This window comes from Mycobacterium sp. NGS40, from assembly GCF_059812735.1.
In genome coordinates, this window is sequence record NZ_JCALDG010000016.1 from 137,959 (window position 1) to 162,106 (window position 24,148).

General features: G+C 66.4%; 21 protein-coding genes. 18 read left to right on the plus strand and 3 right to left on the minus strand.

What is annotated here, in order from left to right:
• The first annotated feature begins 57 nt into the window (after positions 1-57).
• Positions 58-1,749: an MtrAB system histidine kinase MtrB gene (gene mtrB, locus AC5Y5O_RS22885; protein ID WP_096285276.1), complete on the plus strand. Its 1,692-nt coding sequence runs from the start codon at positions 58-60 to the stop codon at positions 1,747-1,749.
• Positions 1,749-3,503: an MtrAB system accessory lipoprotein LpqB gene (gene lpqB, locus AC5Y5O_RS22890; protein ID WP_165796309.1), complete on the plus strand. Its 1,755-nt coding sequence runs from the start codon at positions 1,749-1,751 to the stop codon at positions 3,501-3,503. The genes mtrB and lpqB overlap by 1 nt, the downstream gene beginning before the upstream one ends.
• A 102-nt stretch (positions 3,504-3,605) precedes the next feature.
• On the opposite strand, the gene AC5Y5O_RS22895 is transcribed toward lpqB, so the two are convergent.
• On the minus strand, positions 3,606-4,679 hold the full coding sequence (locus AC5Y5O_RS22895; RefSeq protein WP_500027586.1) for a methyltransferase family protein: 1,074 nt from the start codon (positions 4,677-4,679) through the stop codon (positions 3,606-3,608).
• Between the two features lie 229 nt (positions 4,680-4,908).
• Between AC5Y5O_RS22895 and AC5Y5O_RS22900 the strand changes: the two genes are divergently transcribed.
• The 11 genes from AC5Y5O_RS22900 (at position 4,909) to AC5Y5O_RS22950 (ending at position 17,592) form a co-directional block, all read left to right on the plus strand.
• Complete coding sequence (locus AC5Y5O_RS22900) at positions 4,909-5,943, plus strand: AraC family transcriptional regulator (RefSeq protein WP_500027588.1); 1,035 nt, start codon at positions 4,909-4,911, stop codon at positions 5,941-5,943.
• A gap of 104 nt (positions 5,944-6,047) precedes the next feature.
• The gene (locus AC5Y5O_RS22905) at positions 6,048-6,935 is read left to right on the plus strand and encodes a Crp/Fnr family transcriptional regulator (protein ID WP_500027592.1); all 888 of its coding nucleotides are present in this window, start codon (positions 6,048-6,050) and stop codon (positions 6,933-6,935) included.
• Entirely contained in the window at positions 6,928-7,953 is a 1,026-nt protein-coding gene (locus AC5Y5O_RS22910) for a nitronate monooxygenase (protein ID WP_500027594.1), read from the plus strand. Before AC5Y5O_RS22905 ends, AC5Y5O_RS22910 begins: the two co-directional genes overlap by 8 nt.
• 28 nt (positions 7,954-7,981) lie before the next feature.
• A complete protein-coding gene (locus AC5Y5O_RS22915) occupies positions 7,982-8,614 on the plus strand; it encodes a ComF family protein (protein ID WP_096285286.1) in 633 nt (210 codons plus the stop codon).
• A gap of 346 nt (positions 8,615-8,960) precedes the next feature.
• Positions 8,961-9,641, plus strand: coding sequence for a ribosome hibernation-promoting factor, HPF/YfiA family (gene hpf / locus AC5Y5O_RS22920; protein ID WP_500027619.1), 681 nt, complete (start codon positions 8,961-8,963; stop codon positions 9,639-9,641).
• Between the two features lie 82 nt (positions 9,642-9,723).
• Positions 9,724-12,573: a preprotein translocase subunit SecA gene (secA, locus tag AC5Y5O_RS22925; protein ID WP_096285290.1), complete on the plus strand. Its 2,850-nt coding sequence runs from the start codon at positions 9,724-9,726 to the stop codon at positions 12,571-12,573.
• 129 nt (positions 12,574-12,702) lie between these two features.
• Positions 12,703-13,449, plus strand: a complete 747-nt coding sequence (locus AC5Y5O_RS22930) for a hypothetical protein (RefSeq protein ID WP_096285292.1) — start codon at positions 12,703-12,705, stop codon at positions 13,447-13,449.
• A 33-nt stretch (positions 13,450-13,482) separates the two neighbouring features.
• Complete coding sequence (locus AC5Y5O_RS22935; protein WP_500027597.1) at positions 13,483-15,066, plus strand: HD domain-containing phosphohydrolase; 1,584 nt, start codon at positions 13,483-13,485, stop codon at positions 15,064-15,066.
• A gap of 47 nt (positions 15,067-15,113) precedes the next feature.
• On the plus strand, positions 15,114-15,869 hold the full coding sequence (mddA, locus tag AC5Y5O_RS22940) for a methanethiol S-methyltransferase (protein WP_500027601.1): 756 nt from the start codon (positions 15,114-15,116) through the stop codon (positions 15,867-15,869).
• A 78-nt stretch (positions 15,870-15,947) separates the two neighbouring features.
• Complete coding sequence (locus AC5Y5O_RS22945; RefSeq protein ID WP_096285298.1) at positions 15,948-16,430, plus strand: cation:proton antiporter regulatory subunit; 483 nt, start codon at positions 15,948-15,950, stop codon at positions 16,428-16,430.
• A gap of 4 nt (positions 16,431-16,434) precedes the next feature.
• Positions 16,435-17,592 (plus strand): cation:proton antiporter, encoded by a 1,158-nt coding sequence (locus AC5Y5O_RS22950; protein WP_096285300.1) that lies wholly within the window; start codon positions 16,435-16,437, stop codon positions 17,590-17,592.
• A gap of 4 nt (positions 17,593-17,596) precedes the next feature.
• Here AC5Y5O_RS22950 and AC5Y5O_RS22955 read toward each other — a convergent pair whose 3' ends face one another.
• Positions 17,597-18,142, minus strand: a complete 546-nt coding sequence (locus tag AC5Y5O_RS22955; protein ID WP_096285302.1) for an Rv3235 family protein — start codon at positions 18,140-18,142, stop codon at positions 17,597-17,599.
• Between the two features lie 202 nt (positions 18,143-18,344).
• Here AC5Y5O_RS22955 and AC5Y5O_RS22960 point away from each other — a divergent pair, with 202 nt between their 5' ends.
• From AC5Y5O_RS22960 to AC5Y5O_RS22980, 5 genes are all read left to right on the plus strand, one after another.
• Positions 18,345-19,754: a WS/DGAT/MGAT family O-acyltransferase gene (locus tag AC5Y5O_RS22960; RefSeq protein ID WP_096285304.1), complete on the plus strand. Its 1,410-nt coding sequence runs from the start codon at positions 18,345-18,347 to the stop codon at positions 19,752-19,754.
• Between the two features lie 73 nt (positions 19,755-19,827).
• Positions 19,828-20,667, plus strand: a complete 840-nt coding sequence (ppk2, locus tag AC5Y5O_RS22965) for a polyphosphate kinase 2 (protein WP_423790882.1) — start codon at positions 19,828-19,830, stop codon at positions 20,665-20,667.
• Between the two features lie 2 nt (positions 20,668-20,669).
• A complete protein-coding gene (locus AC5Y5O_RS22970) occupies positions 20,670-21,176 on the plus strand; it encodes a DUF6912 family protein (RefSeq protein ID WP_096285308.1) in 507 nt (168 codons plus the stop codon).
• 87 nt (positions 21,177-21,263) lie between these two features.
• The gene (locus AC5Y5O_RS22975; protein WP_096285310.1) at positions 21,264-22,415 is read left to right on the plus strand and encodes a ferredoxin reductase; all 1,152 of its coding nucleotides are present in this window, start codon (positions 21,264-21,266) and stop codon (positions 22,413-22,415) included.
• An 85-nt stretch (positions 22,416-22,500) separates the two neighbouring features.
• The gene (locus AC5Y5O_RS22980; RefSeq protein WP_096285312.1) at positions 22,501-23,796 is read left to right on the plus strand and encodes a fatty acid desaturase family protein; all 1,296 of its coding nucleotides are present in this window, start codon (positions 22,501-22,503) and stop codon (positions 23,794-23,796) included.
• A gap of 9 nt (positions 23,797-23,805) precedes the next feature.
• On the opposite strand, the gene AC5Y5O_RS22985 is transcribed toward AC5Y5O_RS22980, so the two are convergent.
• On the minus strand, positions 23,806-24,148 hold a 343-nt coding region (locus tag AC5Y5O_RS22985; protein ID WP_500027605.1), incomplete at its 5' end, for a DUF5134 domain-containing protein.

Sequence of the window (24,148 nt, forward strand, 5' to 3'; positions counted from 1 at the left end):
GCGCTTATGCACGACCGGCGCCGGTGTAAGTCGTCAAGATGCTGAGGAGCGCCGTCATTGATCTGGGGCTCGCGGCGACGTATCCACGGTCACCGCTGGGGACGCACCGGCCCCATGACTCGGGGCATGAGTGCGCTGAGTCGAGCCGTCGGCATTGCCTGGCGCCGTTCGCTGCAGCTACGAGTCGTGGCGTTGACGCTCGGGCTGTCGCTGGCGGTGATCCTGGCGCTCGGCTTCGTGCTCACCAGCCAGGTCACCAACCGCGTTCTTGACGTCAAGGTCAAGGCGGGCATCGAGCAGCTCGAGCGGGCCCGCACCACTGTCGGCGGGATCGTCAACGGCGAGGAGACCCGCTCGCTGGACAGCAGCCTGCAGCTGGCCCGCAACACGTTGATGTCGAAAACCGATCCGGCGTCCGGTCCGGTCCTGGCCGGGGCGTTCGATGTGGTGCTGATGGTGCCGGGCGACGGCCCGCGCGCCGCGACCGCCGCCGGACCCGTCGACCAGGTGCCCGCCTCGTTACGTGGCTTCGTCAAGGCGGGGCAGGCGGCCTACCAGTACGCCACCGTGCACACCGAGGGCTTCTCGGGACCGGCGCTGATCGTCGGTACGCCGGCATCGTCGCAGGTGGCCAACTTGGAGCTGTACCTGATCTTCCCGCTGGCCAGTGAGCAGGCCACGATCACACTGGTGCGCGGCACGATGATCACCGGTGGCGCGGTGCTGCTGGTGTTGCTGGCCGGAATCGCGCTGCTGGTTTCGCGGCAGGTGGTGGTGCCGGTGCGATCGGCGTCGCGGATCGCCGAACGGTTCGCCGAGGGCCACTTGTCCGAACGCATGCCGGTACGCGGTGAGGACGACATGGCGCGGCTGGCGGTGTCGTTCAACGACATGGCCGAAAGTTTGTCGCGGCAGATCACCCAGCTCGAGGAGTTCGGCAACCTGCAGCGCCGGTTCACCTCCGATGTCAGCCACGAACTTCGGACACCGCTGACCACGGTGCGAATGGCCGCCGATCTGATCTACGACCACAGCTCCGAGCTGGACCCCACCCTGCAGCGCTCCACGGAGCTGATGGTCAACGAGCTCGATCGCTTCGAGACCCTGCTCAACGACCTGCTGGAGATTTCCCGGCACGACGCCGGTGTGGCCGAATTGTCCGTGGAGGCAGTCGATCTGCGCACCACGGTGCAGAGCGCACTGGGCAATGTCGGCCACCTTTCCGAGGACGCCGGCATCGAGCTGCTGGTGGACATGCCGTCCGAAGAGGTGATCGCCGAAGTCGATCCGCGGCGGGTGGAGCGGATCCTGCGCAACCTGATCGCCAACGCCATCGACCACGCCGAGCACAAACCGGTGCGCATCCGGATGGGCGTCGACGAGGACACCGTCGCCGTCACCGTCCGCGACTACGGGGTGGGGCTGCGGCCCGGCGAGGAGAAGCTGGTGTTCAGCAGGTTCTGGCGCTCGGATCCGTCGCGGGTGCGGCGCTCCGGTGGAACCGGGCTGGGCCTGGCGATCAGCGTCGAGGACGCACGCCTGCACCAGGGCCGGTTGGAGGCATGGGGCGAGCCCGGTCAGGGCGCCTGCTTCCGGCTGACGCTTCCGCTGGTCCGCGGCCACAAGGTCACCACCAGCCCGTTGCCGATGAAGCCGATCCCGCAGCCGGCGCCGCCGGCCGGGGAGCCGGTGCCACCGGCGGGCAAAGAACGTCCGCGCCAACATGAGCACGCCGAAAGGAGCGTGTGATGCGGCGGGTCCTCGTCGCACTGCTGGCGCTGTTGCTGGCCGGCTGTGCGGGGGTTCCCAGTACATCGGCGCCGCAGGCCATCGGCACGGTCGAGCGGCCGGCCCCGTCGAATTTGCCCAAGCCAACCCCCGGCATGGATCCCGACGTGTTGCTGCGCGAATTCCTCAAGGCCACAGCCGATCCGGCGAACCGGCATTTGGCGGCGCGGCAGTTCCTCACCCAGTCGGCGTCCAATGCCTGGGACGACGCCGGTAGCGCATTGTTGATCGACCATGTCGTGTTCGTCGAAACCCGTGGTGCAGAACGTGTTTCGGCCACCATGCGGGCCGACATCCTGGGCTCGCTGTCCGACGTCGGGGTGTTCGAAACGGCCGAGGGTGTGCTGCCCGACCCCGGGCCGATCGAGCTGGTCAAGACATCCGGTGGCTGGCGAATCGACAAGCTGCCCAACGGTGTTTTCCTGGACTGGCAACAGTTTCAGGCCACCTACAAACGCAATACGCTCTACTTCGCCGACCCGACCGGTAAGACGGTGGTGCCCGATCCGCGCTATGTCGCGGTCGCCGATCACGATCAGCTGCCCACCGAACTCATCTCCAAGCTGCTGGCCGGGCCTCGGCCCGAGATGGCGCACACGGTTCGCAACCTGCTCGCCCCGCCGCTGCGCCTGCGCGGGCCGGTGACCCGGGCCGACGGCGGCAAGAACGGGGTCGGGCGAGGCTACGGCGGTGCGCGCATCGATCTGCAGAAGCTGTCCACCACCGATCCGCACAGTAGGCAGTTGCTTGCCGCACAGATCATTTGGACGCTGGCCAGAGCCGACATCAGAGGTCCGTATGTGATCAATGCCGACGGCGCACCGCTGGATGACAGGTTCGCCGAAGGGTGGACGACCTCCGACGTCGCCGCGACCGACCCGGGGGTGGCCGACGGTGCCGGGGCGGGGCTGCACGCCCTGATCAACGGATCGCTGGTCGGCCTGGACGGGCAGCGGACCACCACGGTGAACGGCGCGTTCGGCCGGATGGGCGATCAGACGCTCGCGGCGCTGTCCCGCAGCGGCCGGCAGGTGGCGTCCGTCGTGACGCTGCACCGCGGCGCCCCGGACATGGCGGAGTCACTGTGGATCGGCGATCTAGGTGGCGAGGCGGTCCAATCCGCCGACGGGCACAGCCTGACGCGCCCCAGCTGGGCGCTGGACGACGCGGTCTGGGTGGTGGTGGACGGCAACAACGTGCTGCGGGCCATCCAGGAGCCGGCGTCCGGGCAACCCGCGCGCCTGCCAGTGGATTCCGGGGCGGTGGCGAGCAAGTTCGCGGGCCCGATCAGCGACTTGCAACTGTCTCGCGACGGCACGCGGGCCGCGATGGTGATCGGCGGCATGGTCATTCTCGCCGGTGTGGAGCAGACCCAGGCCGGGCAGTATGCGTTGACCTATCCCCGGCGATTGGGTTTCGGGCTGGGCAATTCGGTGGTGTCCCTGTACTGGCGCACCGGCGACGACATCGTCGTGACCCGCAACGACCTTGCTCATCCGGTCTCGTATGTGAACCTCGACGGGGTGAACTCCGACGCCCCTGCCCACGGTCTGCAGATCCCGCTGACCGCGATCGCGGCCAACCCGTCGACCGTCTACGTCGCGGCACCGCAAGGCGTGCTTCAGTATTCGGCGTCTGCGCCGGAAAGCCAGCAGAGTTGGTCGGAGGTGCCGGGCTTGATGACCGGTGGTGCTGCTCCGGTGCTGCCGGGCTGACGCTAGATCTTCGTCGCGATCTGTAGGGCGACGTCGCCGCGGCTCAGCGTCACCGGTTGGGCCGCGGGCTCCAGTCCGGCATCCCGTTGCCATCCCGCGGTGTCACGCGCGGTCCATGCTCCCGAGCGGCTGGTCGCCCCGAAGTACAACTCGTCCAACGCGGCGAATTGGCCTGCAAAATAGCCAGTTTCGAGCCGCAGAGGTTCGATTACCGCAAAGACGCCACGTGGTCGCGGCGGTGAAGTTGTGTGCGAGATCGCACAGCAGCACCACGTCGTAGGTCTTGGCACCGAAGTCATGCGACAGCGCGTGGGCTTCGCGGTGCACGACGCGACCGCCCATGTTCTCGGCGGCCAGCAGTGGCGCCGCCGCCCGGACCGCCTCGGGTAGGTCCAGCACCACCGAATACAGGCGGGAATGACGCCGGCACAACGCAACCGAGTAGCGGGCGTGCGCGCCGCCGACGTCGATCATGTCGGTGGCACCGCCGGGCGCCGGAATGAACTGGGCGACTTCTTGCGCCGTCAGACCGGCCAGTGCCCGCATGGACCGAAGGTAATGATCCCACTGCACACCGGTCATGGTCTGGTGCAGTTCGAGCGGGACACCTGGGCGCACATAGTCTTCGACATGCATCATCAGCTCCCACTCGTCGAACGCGAAGAGCACCGCGTCGACCATCGAGCGCGGGCTTTCGGTGAGTAGCCAGGTGCGCGCGGTGGTCGTCAGCGCGTATCGGCCGTCGCGGTACAGCAGGTAATCCGACCCGGCGAGGGCGGCCAGCAGTTGCTGCGTCGCCACCGCATCGGTTCCGCAGCGGTCGGCGATTTCGGCGGCCGTCGCTGCCTGGCGGCTCAACGATTCGAACATGCCGAGTTTGGTTGCCGCCATGATCGCGCGTGCGCGACCGAACGCAAAGTGCGTTTCGAACAGTGGCAACGGTAGTTGTCGTGACGCCAGAGCCTTCCATTCGGCCGGGTCGTCGGGGATCATGCCCAGGTGCACGTCAGGCAGTCCGTTCAATGATGTTGCCGGAAGGAACGTTTGGGTTCGCGACCACGATGCGATGTCCTTGCTGATTGTCCCGGTGGCGACAGTGCACGATGTCACCATCCGGCCGAGCTCCCAACGCCGTGAGGCGATCATCTGAAAAGCACTGAACAGGAACAGATTCAACGTGGGTCATAAGCTCACCTCCGGTTTTGCCGACGGGGTCGCTCGCCACGTTACCCACGCTAGACCGTAGGGATGCGTCCATGCCGAGGCTAGCCTAAATGCGCACCGGATTATCCGGATCGCGCACGGCCACCGGCGCGACATGGTGCGACGTTGCTCGACGACGTTAGCTTGTTGGCACGCGGATGTAGAAGGGGCATCAGTGGATTGGTGGGGGGGAGGCGACCGAATGACGGAATCATCGACAGCGAAAGCTTCGGATGCACATATCTGGAAGCCGGTGAAGAATTTCGACGACTTCGCCGCCGTATGCTGCGGCCGGCTCCACATGCGGCTGTTGACCGATCCCGACGGCTTCTCCATCTGTCACCGCGTGGGTCGCATCGGTGCGGCGACCATTTCCGAAATCGCGGTCGGATCCGAGACGTCGCTGGATGCCGGTGAGCTGTGTGGGGCCTATCGAATCGTCGTCCTGCGCGCCGGGCGCGTCGAGGGCGAATACCGGGGTCGGTCGCTGCGGAGCGGGCCCAGTGCAGCCACCATCTACCCCCCGCAGGGTCACGCTGCGTGGACGTGGAGCGCCGGAACCAGGTTCATCTGCGTCAAACTCGATCGTCCGGCGGTCGACGATGCGCTCAGCGACGCACTCGGCTGGCAGGTGATGTCCCAGCCCGAATTCGCACCCGTCATGCGTATCGAGTCGGCCGCGACGCGAAGCTGGATCAATATGGTGGCGCTGTTCAAGGACCAGATTTTCCGGGCCGACAGCCTGCTCAATCAGCCGCTGGTCGGATTGCCGTTCGTCGACAGCCTGGTCCGCGGTTTCCTGCTTGCCGCTGATCATCCGCACCGCGAGGCTCTTGCCAAAGAGGTGCGGCTCGCGCCGCGGGCGATTCGTTCCGCGATCGAAATCATCGAAGAAGAAGCGCATTTGCCGTTGACGTTGACCTCGATCGCCACCCGCACCCACATCAGCGTCCGTACGCTGCAGCAGGGATTTCAGCGCCACCTGGATACCTCGCCGATGGCCTATCTGCGCGAGGTCCGGTTGCGGCGCGCACACCATGCGCTGCTGAGGTCGGACCCGTCGCAGGTGACCGTTGCTTCGGTCGCCTACCGTTGGGGCTTCACCAATCTCGGCAGGTTCGCCGCGGCCCACTCGGCCCGCTACCGCGAGACGCCGACGGAGACCTTGCGCCGCAGGGCGTTCCAGCGCTTCGCCGCCGACGACCGGACTCACCTCGGAACGGCCCGGCGCTGTTAGGGCTCACCTTTTCACCCACGGGACAGTGGAAGCTACGCGATCTGTCCAGCAGCCCGCGTCCCGTGGCTACTCCGTCTTACGTTGTCCTGCTTAAGGTTAACCGTATGAACGGCCCTCCTGGAATCGCCCTGACACCCATCCTGCTGGTGGTGGCAGTGTTGTGGTGGGAGACGACGAGCCCCGTCGGGCTGACGCTCGCCAAGCACCGGCACGACCGAAAGGCGCCGGGCACAGCGACGTCATCTGTCAGCGAGTACGCCGGCGCGCCGCTACACCCGGAGCATGACGACGCACACCGGGCGCTGATCGCGTCCGGAATATTCAGCAGGACTGGCCCGGAAGTGGCCACGGCCTTGTGCAAGGAGCTGCATCTGCGGCGCTTTTCGCCCGGGCGGGTGATCGGTGCGCAAAGCGACTGCGACGGCAGCATTTACGTGATCGTATCCGGAAAACTCAAGGTCTCCTATCGGCGTAGCGGCGGTGAAGAGATCCTGCTTAAGATTCTCGGTCCGTCGGAATTCTTCGGTGCCATCACACTTTTCGACCCGGGACCGCAAGACATGAGCGTGACAACGCTCACCGAGGTTCTGGCGGTGCCGATTGCCCGCGATCGGCTCCTGACGTGGATGGTCGAGCACCCGGAAGTGTGCGATCAGGTGCTACGGCTGTTCGCGCGGTGGGTGAAGGCGATGACGAACTCGCTGGTCGATTTCGGGTTGGCGGACGCGCAGGGTCGCGTCGCGAACCGGTTGTTATTGCTGCGGCACCGATTTGGCCAACAGGACGGCGATGTCGTGCGCGTGGTGCACAATCTCACCGCCGACGACTTCTCGCGGCTCGCCGGCGTCGACCCGGAGACGATCGACGCGACGTTACGTCGATTCGAGGCCAACGGCTGGATCCGTCTGGAAGACGGCAGCATCGTCATTGTCGACGGACATGCCCTTAGTCAGGTACGGCAGGTAAGTATGGGGGAGGTATCTGGTGTTTGATCGATTTGCATTGGGGGATTTGACTGTTCGAGTGATCGGCGCGCCGATGGCCGGTGGTCCGTCGACGCCGGCGCTGGCGGCGGCCGTATCGAACGGCGGCGGCCTGGGCTTCCTTGCCGGGGGCCTGTCATCCGCCGATGAATTGGCCGACTCGATCCTTGCCGCACGCCGACTCAGCTCGGGCCCACTGGGAGTGAATCTTTTTGTGCCCCAGCCCAGGATCGCGACAGTCGACGAACTGGGCGCGTTCGCGAAGGCGCTGCAGGACGAGGCCGAACACTACGGCGTCGCGCTGGGTGAACCGCGCGATGCGGACGACGAGTACGCGGCAAAGCTCGACGTGGTGTGCGATCTGCGTCCGGAAGTGGTGTCCTTCACCTTCGGTCCGCCGAGCGAAGCGGCTTGCATCCGACTAGGCGATGCCGGAATCCTCACCCTCGCCACCGTGACCACGGTACGAGAAGCGTTGATCGCCAACAGCTGTGGCGTGACTGCCCTGGTAGCGCAAGGGCCCGAGGCCGGTGGGCACCGGGCCACGTTCGACCCGATCGCCGCGCCGGCCGCCGACCCCCTCGACGATCTGGTCTCGGCTCTGGTCGCCTGCTTCGACTGCCCCGTCGTCGCGGCCGGCGGACTGGGGACGCCGGCCGCCGTGCGTCGGGCGCAGGATGCCGGCGCCACCGCGGTGCAGATCGGCACCGCGTTATTGCTCGCCGACGAGGCCGGAACCAATCCGGTGCACCGCGGCGCTTTGCGTGATCCGCAGTTCACCGAAACCGTGGTGACGCGCGCGTTCACCGGGCGATATGCCCGCGCGTTGCGCAACGGCTTCATCGACAGGCACGACGGGCACTCCGTGTTCGGGTTTCCCCAGGCCGCCATGATCACCGGCCCCATCCAGGCGGCCGCGGTGAAGTTAGCCGACCCGCACGGCGTCGGCATGTGGACGGGTGCGGGGTTCCGTGACGCGCGAACCGGTTCAGCCACCGACATCGTTCAAGAGCTGGCGGGCTGCTGATGTCACCCCTGCCGGTGACACTGGGGCCGTGCTTGATTTGATCCTGCCGCTGGAGTGCGGCGGTTGCCGGACCGCGTCGACCCGCTGGTGCGACGCGTGCGCCAGGGAACTCGTCGTCAAGCCCGACGAACCGCACCTGATCAGCCCCCGCGTCGACCCGCACGTACCGGTGTTCGCACTCGGGCGTTACGCCGGTGCCCGTCGCCAGGCGATACTCGCGATCAAGGAGCAGGGCCGCCGCGATCTCGTGCCGCCGCTGGCCCAGGCGCTGGCCGTGGGTTTACATCGGCTGCTGACCTGGGGCATCGTCGAGACCCCGCTGACCGTCGTGCCCGCACCGACTCGGCCTGCGGCCGCGCGCCGGCGCGGCGGCGACCCCGTCGCGCGTGTGGCGCACGCCGCCGTGGCCCGGCATCCGGAGGCCACCGTCGTCGCGGCGTTGCGCATGAACGCGCTGACCCGCGACTCGGTCGGTCTCGGCACGGCCGAGCGCGAGCGCAACGTCGCCGGCCGGGTCCTGCTGCGGGGCCGGCCGCCGCGCACCGAGGTGCTGCTGGTCGACGACATCGTCACCACCGGCGCGACCGCGGGAGAGTCGGTCCGGGTCTTGTCGGCGGCCGGGGTGCGGGTGGCGGCGGTGCTGGCGATCGCGGTCGCCTGACGCGGCGAATCTCGGCCTAAACCAGTGAAATTGCCAAGAAGACGTGAAGAACTCGCTACGGGTTCATCAAATCGGTGGCACGGCGAGGCGAACACGAGCTAACGTCGAGAACAACCTTCAACAACTCTTCGGGACCTACCAGGCCCGACTCACTGGTCGCGATTTCCCAGCTTGAGACGGCACGTGCGGAGGGGGTGAGTATTCGACACCTTGCGACGGCGGGCTGCCTGCGGCGGTGATTTTCGCAAACCGTTTCCACCCCGTCGAAGCTTCTTCTAGAAAGCCGGCACGCAGGGCGCGTGGACGTGAAGAGAGAAATGAGTTGTCACGTATGTCAAGGCTCACCGTGGATTCCACTCAGGTTCTGGACGAACCACCGGTACGGATCGACGCACAGGAACCGACCACCACCGCCGAGGTGGTGTTCAAGGGGCGCAACGTCGAGATTCCCGATCACTTCCGCGTCTACGTCTCGCAGAAACTCGCCCGCTTGGAACGATTCGACAAGACCATCTACCTCTTCGACGTCGAGCTCAAGCACGAACGCAACCGTCGCCAACGTAAGTCCTGTCAGCGCGTGGAGATCACCGCGCGGGGCCGTGGGCCGGTAGTCCGCGGTGAGGCGTGTGCCGACAGCTTCTATTCCGCGCTTGAGTCCGCGGTGGTCCGGCTGGAGAGCCGGCTGCGCCGCGGCAAGGACCGCCGCAAGGTGCACTACGGCGAAAAGACCCCCGTTTCGCTAGCCGAGGCCACCGCGGTGGCCCCGCCGGCGAGCACGTTCCACAACAACAATGCGCCCGCGGAGCCGCATCAACACGACACCGGCGACGACGATCGGGACCATCAGCCGGGTCGCGTGGTGCGTACCAAGGAGCACGAGGCCACGCCGATGTCCGTCGACGACGCGCTCTACGAGATGGAGCTCGTCGGACACGACTTCTTCTTGTTCTATGACAAGCAGACCGAGCGGCCGTCGGTCGTCTATCGCCGCCACGCCTACGACTACGGACTGATCAGGCTCTCCTGAGGATCGGCGGCCATCAGCAGGTCGTCACCTACGATGGGAGTCGCCTTACTAACGAAGACTCCTACCCACAGGGGACCTAGCTGTGCTGTCGAAGCTGCTGCGCCTTGGTGAAGGTCGCATGGTCAAGCGCCTCAAGCGCGTGGCCGACTATGTCAACACGTTGTCTGACGACGTCGAGAAACTCACCGATGCGGAGCTGCGGGCCAAGACCGACGAGTTCCGCAAGCGGCTCGACGACGGCGAGACCCTCGACGACCTGCTGCCCGAGGCCTTCGCGGTGGCCCGCGAGGCCGCCTGGCGGGTGCTGGACCAGCGTCCGTTCGACGTGCAGGTGATGGGCGCCGCCGCGCTACACCTGGGCAACGTCGCCGAGATGAAAACCGGTGAGGGCAAGACGCTGACCTGTGTGTTGCCGGCCTACCTCAACGCGCTGGCCGGCAAGGGCGTGCACATTGTCACCGTCAACGACTACCTGGCCAAACGCGACAGCGAGTGGATGGGCCGGGTGCACCGCTTCCTCGGCCTGCAGGTCGGGGTGATCCTGGCCAACATGACCCCCGACGAGCGCCGGGTGGCCTACCACGCCGACATCACCTACGGCACCAACAACGAGTTCGGCTTCGACTACCTGCGCGACAACATGGCGCACTCGGTGGACGACATGGTGCAGCGCGGACACACCTTCGCGATCGTCGACGAGGTGGACTCCATCCTGATCGACGAGGCCCGCACGCCGTTGATCATTTCCGGGCCCGCCGACGGTGCCTCCAACTGGTACCTCGAGTTCGCCCGGTTGGCGCCGCTGATGGAAAAGGACACCCATTACGAGGTCGACCTGCGCAAACGCACCGTCGGTGTGCACGAACTCGGGGTGGAGTTCGTCGAGGACCAGCTGGGCATCGACAACCTCTACGAGGCCGCGAACTCGCCGCTGGTCAGCTACCTGAACAACGCGTTGAAGGCCAAGGAGCTGTTCAACCGCGATAAGGACTACATCGTCCGAGACGGCGAGGTCCTGATCGTCGACGAATTCACCGGTCGGGTGCTGATCGGTCGTCGCTACAACGAGGGCATGCACCAAGCCATCGAGGCCAAGGAGCACGTCGAGATCAAGGCCGAGAACCAGACGCTCGCCACGATCACGTTGCAGAACTACTTCCGGCTCTACGACAAGCTGGCCGGCATGACCGGTACCGCCCAGACCGAGGCGGCCGAGCTGCACGAGATCTACAAGCTCGGCGTGGTCCCGATTCCGACCAACAAGCCGATGGTCCGCCAAGACCAGTCCGACCTGATCTACAAGACCGAAGAGGCCAAGTACATCGCGGTCGTCGACGACGTCTCCGAGCGCTACGAGAAGGGCCAGCCGGTTCTGATCGGTACCACCAGCGTCGAGCGCTCGGAGTACCTGTCACGGCAGTTCGCCAAGCGCCGCATCCCGCACAACGTGCTCAACGCGAAGTTTCACGAGCAGGAAGCCGGCATCATCGCGGTGGCCGGTCGCCGCGGCGGCATCACCGTGGCCACCAACATGGCCGGTCGCGGTACCGACATCGTGCTGGGCGGCAACGTCGACTTCCTCACCGATCAGCGGCTGCGCGCCCGGGGTCTGGACCCGGTGGAGACGCCCGACGAGTACGAGGCGGCCTGGCACGAGGAACTGCCCAAGGTCAAAGAAGAAGCCAATGCCGAGGCCGAAGAAGTCATCGAGGCCGGCGGGCTGTACGTGCTGGGCACCGAACGCCACGAGTCGCGCCGTATCGACAACCAGCTGCGCGGTCGCTCCGGCCGGCAGGGCGACCCGGGTGAGTCGCGCTTCTACCTGTCACTGGGTGACGAGTTGATGCGCCGGTTCAACGGCGCCGCGCTCGAGGCGATGCTCAACCGGCTGAACCTGCCCGACGACGTGCCGATCGAAGCCAAGATGGTCACCCGCGCTATCAAGAGCGCCCAGACCCAGGTTGAGCAGCAGAACTTCGAGGTCCGCAAAAACGTCCTGAAGTACGACGAGGTGATGAACCAGCAGCGCAAGGTGATCTACGCCGAGCGCAAGCGCATCCTCGAGGGCGAGAACCTGCAGGAGCAGGCGTTCGAGATGGTCCGCGATGTCATCACCGCCTATGTGGACGGCGCGACAACCGAAGGCTATGCCGAGGATTGGGACCTCGACGCGTTGTGGTCGGCGCTCAAGACGCTGTATCCGGTCGGGATCGAGCACGAGTCGCTGACCCGTCGGGACGCGGACTCCGAGCACGACGATCTCACTCGCGAGGAGCTGCTCGAGGCGCTCGTCAAAGACGCCGAACGGGCTTATGCCGCAAGAGAAGCCGAGCTGGAGGAGATTGCCGGCGAGGGTGCGATGCGACAGCTGGAGCGCAACGTGTTGCTCAACGTGATCGACCGCAAGTGGCGTGAGCACCTCTACGAGATGGACTATCTCAAGGAGGGCATCGGGCTGCGGGCGATGGCGCAGCGCGATCCGCTGGTCGAGTACCAGCGCGAGGGCTACGACATGTTCATGGCCATGCTGGATGGCATGAAGGAGGAGTCGGTCGGCTTCTTGTTCAACGTCAGCGTCGAAGCGGTTCCCGCTCCGCAGGTCGCGCCGGTGGAAACGCCGGAAGGCCTGGCGGAGTTCGCGACTGCCGCCGCGGCCACCGAACAGCAGCAGGGCGAATCCGCCGCCGCGCCCGCCGCGGTACGCGAGCCGGCGCCAAGCACCTTGCGCGCCAAGGGCATTGATACCGAGGCCCCCGCCCTGACGTATTCCGGTCCGGCAGAAGACGGTTCGGCCGAAGTTCAGCGCAACGGCGGTGGCGCGCAGAAGACTCCGGCCGGCGTGCCCGCCGGGGCCAGCAGGCGCGAGCGCCGCGCCGCCGCCCGTCAGCAAGGCCGGGGCGCCAAGCCGCCGAAGTCGGTCAAGAAGCGCTAGCTTCACCACGCCGAATGTGAGCCTGGCCGCACATTCGGCGGTGAGTGTGCGGCTGGCCGCACATTCGCGAGCAGGGTTTGAGGCATAGGCCTCATGCGCGGGCCCCGCGGTGCCGCGCACCATCGGTGCATGAGTACGTTGCACACTCCCGCCGACGCTGCTTCGGCCGTCCTGCACAGTGCCACGCTGCCCCCCGGCGACGACGAAAGATTCGCCGGTTTCGGGGTTTTGGGGCTCCCCTTCGCCAGCGGACATTACCTCGCGCTGCGTTGCATACCCACGTCGTCGTTCGCGCCGGCCTACCGGTCGGTGTGGCATCGCGATACCGCGGGGGTATGGACGTTTTACGCGACCAGTTCCGGCGAACTCAGCTGCTCCCGCTTCTTCAGCTCGGCCACACCCAATGACGCGGTGCAATGTGAAATCGACGTCGCCTGGGTGACGCCGTGGTCGCTGTACATCCGGATTGCCGGCTTGCTCGAGTGGCAGCTCGATCTCGGGACCAGCGCGTCGACCCGGCTGATGAGCGCGATCGCCCCGCGATTGCCCGCCTGGGCGTGGACCAACCAACGGGCCCTCGGCGCCCTCGGGCGAGTGGCCGGACCGCTGATGGGCACCGGGCGGGTGCGGCTATCCGGCAGCGCGCCGAACGGCCAGCGATTCATGATCGCTCCCAAGCGATTCTGGGCCGTCCGCGATTCGCGCGCGGTATGGCGCGGCGAGGACCTGGGCGTGGTGACCCCGTTGCCGCAGCAGGCCCGCTTGGCCGACTTCTGGGGTCCGCAGCGCGGGCTGTTCGTGACCGGGGGCGGTCGTCTGGAGGCGTTCGACCCGGCCCGTCATCGCGCCGTGCAGCGCACTATTTCGATTTGCTGAAACTTGCCTGCGACCGAAGGGGACAATGGGCCGATGGCGTCGCACCCAGCCGAGCCGGCGCCGGCGGGCGAGGCGCCCAGCCGGGCCGAATTGCTCGCGGCGTTATCGGTGGCGATCGACCTCGGCTTGGGACAGCCCGCCGAGCACATGCTGCGTGCGGCGATGATCGCGACCCGGCTCGCGGATCGGCTGGGATTGACCGACGCGCAACGGGATTGCGTCTATTACACGACACTTGTGATGTGGATCGGATGTCACGCCGACTCCCATGAATACGCGCGGTGGTTCGGCGATGACATTGCGGTCCGGCATGACTCGTATCTGGTCGACTGGTCGGGCCTGCCGTATTGGCGGTTCCTGCTGGGCAACATCGGTCGCGGTCAGCCGTTGACGCAGCGGCTGACCATCATGGCAACCCTGTTCGCCGATGCGCGCGGTCAGCTGTCCCGGCTCATTCACTCGCACTGCACCTCCGCGGCGCTGCTGGCGGATCGCATCGGCCTGGGCCCCAGCGTCCAGGCGTCGCTCGCGTTCGCCTTCGAGCGCTACGACGGCGGCGGCCTGCCTGCCGGCGCCCGCGACGACGAGATTCCGATCCAGATGCGGGTCGCCCAGCTCGCCGAGATGGTCGAGGTGCACCACCGCACCTACGGTGTCGAGGGCGCCGTGGCGATGGCTCGCGGTCGCCGCGGTGGCCAGTTCGACCCGAAGGTTGTCGATACGTTCATCCGCGATGCCGAGGCAATCCTGGCCGGCCCGGGCCCCGGCGATGCGTGGGCCGCGGCCGTGCACGAGGCCCCCGATCGTCATCAGCGGCTCGACGACGACGGGCTGGACGCACTGCTTGTCGCGTTCGGCGACTTCGTGGACCTCAAATGTCCTTTCACCCTTGGGCATTCGCGTGCGGTGGCCGGACTCGCCGGCGATGCGGCAACCGCGGCCGGCGTTGACGCGGGTTCGGCGGCCCTGACGCGACGCGCTGGCCATGTGCACGACCTGGGCCGCATCGGTGTGTCGAATCAAATCTGGTCCAAGCCAGGGTCTTTGACTGCGGGCGAATTCGAACGGGTGCGACTGCATCCCTATCTCACCACCCGGATCCTCAACCAGGTTCGCGGCCTGGGGCGGCTGGCCGAAGTCGCAGGAAACCACCATGAATGTCTGAATGGATCGGGATATCCACGCGGACTTGCCGGTTCCGCGCTGAGCCTGCCCGACCGTATCCTGGCAGCGGCGGTCAGTTACCAATCCGCTTGTGAGCCAAGACCATATCGCGGCGAGCTGTCGTCCGGCGCGGCGAGCCGGCGGATGCACGAGCGGGTGAGCGCCGGCGAGCTCGACCCTGTCGCGGTCGAAGCGGTGCTGCATGCGGCCGGCCGGCCGGCCGGGCGGCCCAAGCCGCGTCCGGATGGTCTCACCCCGCGCGAGATCGAGGTACTTCGCCTGGTCGCTCGCGGCGCGTCGAACAAGGAGATCGCGGCGGCCTTGGTGATCACCGAGAAGACCGCCCGCAATCATGTGGAGCGAACGTACGCCAAGATCGGCGTCTCGAATCGCATCGGCGCCAGCATGTATGCCCTGCAACAGGGATTGTCCTCACCGGCTGCAGAAAATTGAGGCAATCGCCCCATTCCCTCGCCGGGGATTCGGCGGACAATCCATACATGAGTCGATATTTGACAATCTGTTACGGCGCAGTGGCTTATCTGCTGTTCCTGGTGTCGTTCATGTACGCGATCGGATTCGTCGGCAACATCCTGGTGCCCCGCAGCGTCGACCATGCGCTCTCGGCCCCGGTCGGCCCGGCGGTGCTGATTGACGTAGTCCTACTCGGTGTTTTCGCGATTCAGCACAGCGTGATGGCCAGACCCGCGTTCAAGAGATGGTGGATCCGATTTGTGCCCAGGTCGATCGAACGCAGCACCTACGTGATCCTGGCGAGTGCCGCGCTATTGCTGCTCTACTGGCAGTGGCGCACGCTGCCCGACGTCGTGTGGGACGTGAGTCTGCCGGCGGCACGGGTGGTTTTGTGGGCGCTGTTCTGGCTCGGCTGGGCCACGGTGTTCTTCTCGTCCTTCATGGTCAGCCATTTCGACCTGTTCGGCCTGCGACAGGTGTACCTGGCCTGGCGCGGAAAACCATACCGCGAATTGGACTTTCGTGTTCGCTACCTGTACCGCCTGGTGCGTCACCCGCTGATGCTGGGCTTCCTGATCGCATTCTGGGCGACACCCACGATGACGTTCGGGCACTTGCTGTTCAGCGCCGCCACCTCGGGTTACATCCTGATCGCGGTGCGGCTCGAGGAACACGACCTGGTCGAGTCGCTGGGCGAGCCCTACCGTGCCTACCGCCGCGAGGTGCCGGCCCTGGTGCCCGGGACACGGCGGCACCCGCACGCGGCGGCCGGCCAGCACTAGCCCTGCTCGATATGAACTCCGCCTGTATCGCGGCAACGTGTGCGGTATCAAGCCGGGCGTTCCCGGTATGTTGCGGATATGGATGTCAAGGAGGTATTGCTGCCCGGCGTCGGTCTGCGATACGAGTTCGTCAGCCATAAGGGCGACCGGATCGGCATCATCGCGCGGCGCGGCGGCGACTTCGACGTCGTCCTCTACGGCTCCGACGATCCGGACCAGGCCCGGCCGGTGTTTCACCTCACCGACGAAGAGGCCGACACCGTAGCCCTGATTCTGGGCGCTCCCCGCATTGCCGAGCGGTTCACCGAGCTCACCCGCGAAGTGCCCGGGCTTGAGGCGGGTCAAGTCCATATCGAGCCGGGCAGCCCGTTCGTCGACAAACCGTTGGGCGACACCCATGCTCGCACCCGCACCGGTGCGTCGATTGTCGCGATCGTGCGCGACGAGGATGTGCTCGCCTCGCCGGGTCCTGCCGAATTGCTGCGGGAGCGAGACGTTTTGATCGTCATCGGCACCGAAGAGGGCATCGCAGCCGTCGAGCAAATCGTCGACAAGGGCTGAGCCAGTGCAGGTTTCGGGGGCGCTGCTGTTTCAGCTAGGCGCCCTCCTCGCCGCGCTCGCGGTGTTGGGGGCCATCTCGCGGCGGTTCGCGCTGTCGCCGATCCCGGTCTATCTGATGGCGGGTCTGTCGCTGGGCAAAGGTGGCATCTGGCCGGTGGCCGCCGCCGGTGAGTTCATCACGACGGGTGCGCCCATCGGCGTCGTGCTGCTGCTGCTGACCCTCGGACTGGAGTTTTCCGCGACGGAGTTCGCCGCCAGCCTGCGTCACCACCTGCCCTCGGCCGGGGTCGACGCGGTCCTCAACGCCACCCCGGGAGCGGTGGCGGGGTGGCTGCTGGGGCTGGACGGCATCGCGATTCTGGCCCTGGCCGGCGTCACCTACATCTCGTCCTCCGGTGTGATCGCGCGCCTGCTGGAGGACCTGCACCGGCTCGGTAACCGCGAAACGCCGGCCGTGCTGTCGGTGCTGGTGCTCGAGGACTTCGCGATGGCCGCCTACCTGCCGCTGTTCGCGGTGCTGGCGTCCGGCGGTACCGGGCTGGAGGCGGTCGCGGGGATGGCCGTCGCGATCGGTGCGCTCTTCGTCGCGTTCTTCGCGTCCTATTACTGGGGCCATCACGTGGGCCGGCTGGTGGCCAACGCCGACTCCGAGCAGCTGTTGCTGCGGGTGCTGGGGGTGACCCTGATGGTGGCGGCGCTGGCCGAATCGCTGCACGCCTCGGCGGCCGTCGGCGCTTTCCTGGTCGGGCTCACCCTGACCGGTGACACCGCGAAACGGGCGCGCAAGGTGCTGGGACCGTTGCGCGACCTGTTCGCCGCGATCTTCTTCGTGGCGATCGGTCTGCAGGTGGACCCGCACGAGCTGGTTCCGGTGCTTCCGGTCGCGCTGGCGCTGGCCGCCGTCACCGCGGCCACCAAGGTGGCCACCGGGATCTTCGCCGCCCGGCGCGACGGCGTGGCGCGGCGCGGGCAGTTGCGCGCGGGGACCGCACTGGTCGCGCGGGGCGAGTTCTCGCTGATCATCATCGGCTTGGTCGGCGCGGCGATCCCCACTGTGGCCGCGCTGGCGACGGCGTATGTGTTCGTGATGGCCATCCTGGGTCCGGTGCTGGCCCGATTCTCGGGCGGCCCGTCGCGCGAGGGCGCCGCATCGCCGGCCTAGCCGCTCAACCGAGGTGCAGGGCCACCACCTGCCACCGGATTCCGTTGCTGGTCGGCAGCATCTGGACCCGGGCCGCGATGGCGTGGATGCGGTCGCCGCGGCTGTAAGAGCCGAACACCTCGGCGGCGGTCTCCGCATCCCGGTGCCCGACCGGCTGCAGCCGCATCCGGCGCAGCACCGCGGCGCCCTGGCGCCCGCCGCGCGCCTGGCTCACCGACAGCACGGAGTCGACGAGGCCATGCACCAGCAGCGGCCGAAGCTGGGTGACCGGCCGGCGGTGATCGATGACCTCCAGCACCCGGCGCAGCGCGGCGTCGGCGAAGGCGCCCGCCTGACGCATTGTCGCCGACCAAGCCGCCGCCGGCTCGGGTTGCCTGACCGGCCGCCCGCTGTACGGCCGGCGCGGCCCGCCGCCGCTTCGGCGTGCCACCGCCGGCTGCCGGCAGCCGGCGCTGTTACGCGGCACCTGCCGCGGCGGCGGTTCGTACTCGACGACGGGCACGACGGCGAAATCGTCACGGTGAGCGGGGTTTACGGAGCTGATGGACAACGCGCACTCTCCAAGTAGTCAGTGAACGAGCGGCCTGCAGGAGAGTGACAGACAATTGGTCTTTCAATGCTTTTCAGTTGCCGGCCATCATCGCACAATTCGACATCGCGCGTACCCGCGCCGTGTTGCGCCCTGGCGGACGATTACGGTGAGCGGGAACATCGGGGAACCCGAAGGATTGACCAAGGAGGCCAGGGCCGCAATGGTGACCCGGTTGTCCACAGCGGACGCATCCTTCTATCGGCTCGAAAACAGCGCCACCCCCATGTACGTCGGATCGCTGTCGATCCTGCAGCGCCCGCGCAACGGACTGAGCTACGAGACGCTGCTCGCCGCAGTCGAACAGCGGTTGCCGCAAATACCTCGCTATCGGCAGAAGGTGCGCGAAGTGGGGGTCGGCATGGCCCGGCCGGTCTGGATCGATGACGCCGACTTCGACATCACCTACCACGTGCGGCGCTCGGCGTTGCCGTCGCCGGGCAGCGATGAACAGCTGCACGAGCTGATCGCCCGGCTGGCCGCACGCCCGCTGGACAAGACGCGCCCGCTGTGGGAGATGTACCTGGTTGAAGGCCTGGCCAAGAACCGGGTCGCGCTCTACACCAAGTCGCACCAGGCGCTGATCAACGGGATGACCGCGCTGGAGATCGGCCATGTGATCGCCGATCGGACCCGGCAGCCGGCGCCGTTCCCCGAGGACATCTGGATCCCGGAACGCGAGCCCGGCTCGACGCGGCTGCTGCTGGGCGCGCTCACCGACTGGCTGGTGGGCCCCGGCACGCAGCTGCAGGCCGTCGGCTCCGCGATGGCCGGGGTGGCGACGAACTACGGCGAACTGCTCAACGTGGGTCGCCGGGTCTTCGACATCGCGCGCACGGTCGCGCGCGGCACCGCGCCCAGTAGTCCGCTCAACGCCACCGTTTCGCGTCATCGGCGCTTCACTGTCGCCCGCGGAAGCCTCGAGGACTACCGGACGGTGCGCGCCCGCTACGACTGCGACATCAACGATGTGGTGCTGGCGGTCGTGACCGGTGCCCTGAGCAACTGGCTGATGTCGCGCGGGGAAGGGGTGTCGTCGAGCGCCACCATCCGGGCGATGGCACCGCTTTCGGTGTATGCCGAGGACCAGCACGACTCGACGGGCCCCGGCCAAATGATCAGTCAGGTCTCCCCGTTCCTGGTCGACCTGCCGGTGGGCGAGGCCAATGCGGTGGTGCGGCTGTCGCAGATCGCGCACGCCACCGAATCCAATCCGTCGGCCGCCCGGTTGGTCGACGCCCGGACCATCGTCACGTTGTCCGGGTTCGCGCCACCGACCCTGCACGCCATGGGCATCCGGGTGGCCACCAGCTTCTCGGCGCGGCTGTTCAACTTGCTGATCACCAATGCCCCCGGCGCCCAGTCGCAGATGTATATCGCCGGCACCAAACTGCTGGAGACCTATGCGGTGCCGCCGCTGCTGCACAATCAGGCGCTGGCCATCGGTGTGACGTCGTACAACGGGACGCTGTATTTCGGAATCAATGCCGACCGCGAGGCGATGAGCGATGTCGACCTGCTGCCCGCGCTGCTGAAGCAATCACTCGAGGAACTACTCGACGCTTCCCGCTAGTCGTTAGCGGTGAAAATTGGTATGCGTGCATCTACCATTCGTTGATGTGAGCACTTCGAATGACGGCGCACCAGTGGCGAAGACGAAGAAAAAGAAATCGCCGGCGCGCGCCGTCGCCAGGATCTCCGAGGCCGTGTACGAAGCCGAATTGTTCAGGCTGCAAGCAGAATTCGTGAAGCTGCAGGAGTGGGTACGGTATTCCGGCGCGCGAATCGTGGTGCTCTTCGAAGGCCGTGACGCCGCGGGCAAGGGGGGTGCCATCAAGCGGATCACCGAATACCTCAGTCCCCGTACCGCCAATATCGCCGCCTTGCCGGTGCCCACGGATCGAGAGCGCGGCCAGTGGTACTACCAGCGGTATATCGCGCACCTGCCTTCCAAGGGCGAAATCGTGCTGTTCGACCGATCGTGGTACAACCGCGCCGGCATCGAGAAAGTCATGGGATTCTGCACGCCGCAAGAACATGCGCTGTTTCTGCGCCAGACTCCTATATTCGAGCAGATGCTGATCGACGACGGGATTCTGCTGCGCAAGTACTGGTTTTCGGTTTCCGAGTCCGAACAGTTGCGCCGTTTCAAGGCACGCCGCAACGATCCCGTCCGGCGCTGGAAACTGTCCACCACGGACTTGGAATCGGTGTACCGCTGGGAGGACTATTCGCGCGCCAAAGACGAAATGATGGTGCACACCGACACGCCGGTAAGCCCTTGGTACATAGTGGAATCCGATATCAAGAAGCACGCGCGGCTGAACATGATGCACCACCTGTTGTCCAGCATCTCCTACCACGAGGTCGACCAGCCGAAGGTTGACTTGCCGGACCGTCCGGTCGTCAGCGGCAACTATCATCGTCCGCCCCGCGAGCTGTCGACGTATGTCGACGACTACGCGGCGACCCTGATCGAGGCCTAGGGATGGGCGCGACCCAGGTCTACATTCCGGTCACATTGACGATGCTGCAGCAGCTCGTCGCCGAGGACTCGCTGCGGCCGGTCAACGGCACCGCGTTCGCGGTGACCCCGACACTGCGCGAGGCCTATGCGGAAGGCGACGAGGACGAGCTCGCCGACGTGGCGTTGCGCGAGGCGGCGCTGGCGTCGCTGCGTCTGCTGGCGGCCCACGACGCCGAGTCGGTGCGGCCGCGGCGCGCGGTGCTGACCGCCGAGGTCGACGACGTCACCTTCCGTCCCGACCTCGACGATGCGGTGGTCAGAATCGCCGGGCCGGTCTCGATGGACCAGGTGGTCGCGGCCTATGTCGACAACGCCGGCGCGGAGGAGGCCGTGGCGAAGGCGATCGAGGCCATCGATGCCGCTGACCTGGGGGATGAGGATGCCGATCTGATCGTCGGCGACGCCCAGGATTACGATTTGGCCTGGTATGCGAACCAGGAGCTGCCGTTCCTGCTCGAGCTGTTGTGACCGCCTCGACCGGCCGGCGAATGTGACGCAATCCGGGCGGGTCAGCCTGGAAAAGATAACGTAACTTACGGTACCGTAGCTTTCATTATGGGTAGGAAATACCAATCGGTCACCGCGAATGTGGTCGACACCAAGCGCCCGACGGTCGCGGGCGCGGAACGGCATCCCGGCTGGCATGCGCTGCGCCAGATCGCTGCGCGCATCACGACACCGCTGCTGCCCGACGACTATCTACATCTGGCCAACCCGTTATGGTCGGCGCGGGAATTGCGGGGCCGCATCGTGCAGGTTCGCCGCGAGACGGAGGATTCCGCGACCCTGGTCATCAAGCCGGGCTGGGGCTTCAGCTTCGACTTCGAGCCCGGCCAATACATCGGGATCGGACTGCGGATGGACGGCCGCTGGCGCTGGCGGTCGTATTCGCTGACGTCGAGCCCGGTGGCGCGGTCGGGGTCCGGCCACGAGCGCACCGTGACGATCAGTGTCAAGGCGATGCCGGAAGGCTTCCTGTCCAGCCACCTGGTGGGCGGTGTCGAGCCGGGCACCATCGTGCGGCTGGCCGCACCCCAGGGCAACTTCGTGCTTCCCGACCCGGCTCCGCCGTCGATTCTGTTCCTCACTGCGGGATCGGGAATCACGCCGGTGATGTCGATGCTGCGAACGCTGGTGCGCCGCAAGCAGATTGGTGACATTCAGCACGTCCATTCGGCGCCCACCGAATCCGAGGTGATGTTTGGTGCCGAGTTGACCGCGCTCGCCTCGGTGCATCCCGGGTACCGGTTGCAGGTGCGCGAGACCCGCACGAAGGGGCGCCTCGACCTCGCCCGGCTCGACGACGAGGTACCGGACTGGCGCGAACGTCAAACCTGGGCCTGCGGACCGGAGGGCATGCTGGCCCAGGCCGAGAAGGTATGGGCTGCCGCGGGCATCAGCGACCGGTTGCACCTGGAGCGGTTCGCGGTGGCCAAGTCGGCACCGGCCGGCCAGGGCGGAACGGTGACCTTCGGCCGCACCGGTCGCACGGTGGCCGCCGACGCCGCGACCTCGCTGATGGATGCGGGGGAGGGGGCCGGAATCCAGATGCCCTTCGGCTGCCGGATGGGTATCTGCCAGTCTTGCGTGGTACCCCTGGTGGAGGGTCACGTCCGTGACCTGCGAACCGGGCAGGAACACGAGCCGGGAAGCCGGGTGCAGACCTGCGTGTCGGCGGCTTCCGGCGATTGTGTGCTCGACATTTAGGTATTACTCATAGGTAACCTACGGAGTCGTAGGTTACGATAGCGTAGGTACTGACCACAAAATCGAACGCCGGGAGGTGAGAACGATGGCGATCACAGACATCGACGTATTCGCGCATCTGTCGGACGCTGATATCGAAGCCCTGGCCGTTGAGCTCGATGCTATCCGCCAGGACGTGGAGGACTCACGTGGCGAGCGGGACGCCCGCTACATTCATCGCACCATCGCCGCACAGCGTGCGCTGGAGGTGTCCGCCCGACTGATGCTGGCCGCGAGTTCGCGGCGCTCGGCATGGTGGGCCGGAACTGTGACTTTGGGCGTGGCCAAGATCATCGAGAACATGGAGATCGGCCACAACGTCATGCACGGCCAGTGGGACTGGATGAACGACCCGGAGATCCACTCCTCCTCGTGGGAGTGGGACATGAGCGGCTCGTCCAAGCACTGGCGTTACACCCACAACTTCGTGCACCACAAGTACACCAACATCCTCGGGATGGACGACGACGTCGGCTACGGCATGCTGCGCGTCACCCGCGACCAGCGCTGGAAGAAGTTCAACCTTTTAAACCTGGTGTGGAACACCTTGCTGGCCCTCGGTTTTGAGTGGGGTGTCGGCCTGCAGCACGTGGAAATCGGCAAGATCGTCAAGAAGCGGATGGATCAGGACGAAGCGCGGCAGCGCACGGACGAGTTCTTCGCCAAGGCCGGTCGTCAGGTGCTCAAGGACTATGTCGCATTCCCGGCACTGACCTCGCTGTCGCCCGGCGCGACCTACAAGTCCACGCTGAAGGCCAACGCCGTTGCCAACGTGATCCGCAATGTGTGGGCCAACGCGGTGATTTTCTGCGGCCACTTCCCTGATGGCGCAGAGAAATTCACCAAGACCGACATGATCGGAGAGTCGAAGGGACACTGGTACCTGCGCCAGATGCTGGGCAGTGCCAACTTCGAGGCGGGACCGGCGCTGCGGTTCATGAGCGGCAACCTGTGCCACCAGATCGAGCACCACCTGTACCCCGACCTGCCGAGCAATCGGCTGCATGAGATCTCGGTGCGAGTGCGCGAGGTCTGCGACAAGTACGACTTGCCTTACACCACAGGATCTTTCCTGGTGCAGTACGGCAAGACGTGGCGCACGATGGCCAAGCTGTCGTTGCCCAACAAGTACTTGCTGGACAACGCCGACGACGCTCCGGAAACCCGTAGCGAGCGGATGTTCGCCGAACTGGAAGCCGACTTCGCGGGTACCGACCCGCAGACCGGCCGGCGGCGCGGCCTCAAGACCGCAATCGCCACCGTTCGGGGCTGGCGCCGCAACAAGCGCGCCATGAAGAAGATGGAGCAGATGCTCAAGGACGCCGACGACCTGGCGGCCTAGGCGCTGCGCCTAGAGCTGGGCGAAGAACATCGCCGCGGTGCCGGCGGCAGCGCAAGCTTGATACATCGGTACCAAGCGCGCGGACTGCCGCCGGGCGGCGCAACGGCTTGACCAATACAGCGCCGCAACCGCGAAACCGAGGACCACGATCCAGTTCACCGCGGTGATCCACCCGAATCCTGCTGGGGCCTTGGACATCTCGTGTGCCGGCATCTCCATGCCGGGCATGTTCATGGCCAGCGAATCGGGCTTCGGGTGGCTGACCTGGCCCGGCAGGCTACCGCTCATCACCGCGTACATCCACACCATCGCCGCCGCCATCGCCGCGTAGTAGGCGTTGGTGAGTCGCTCA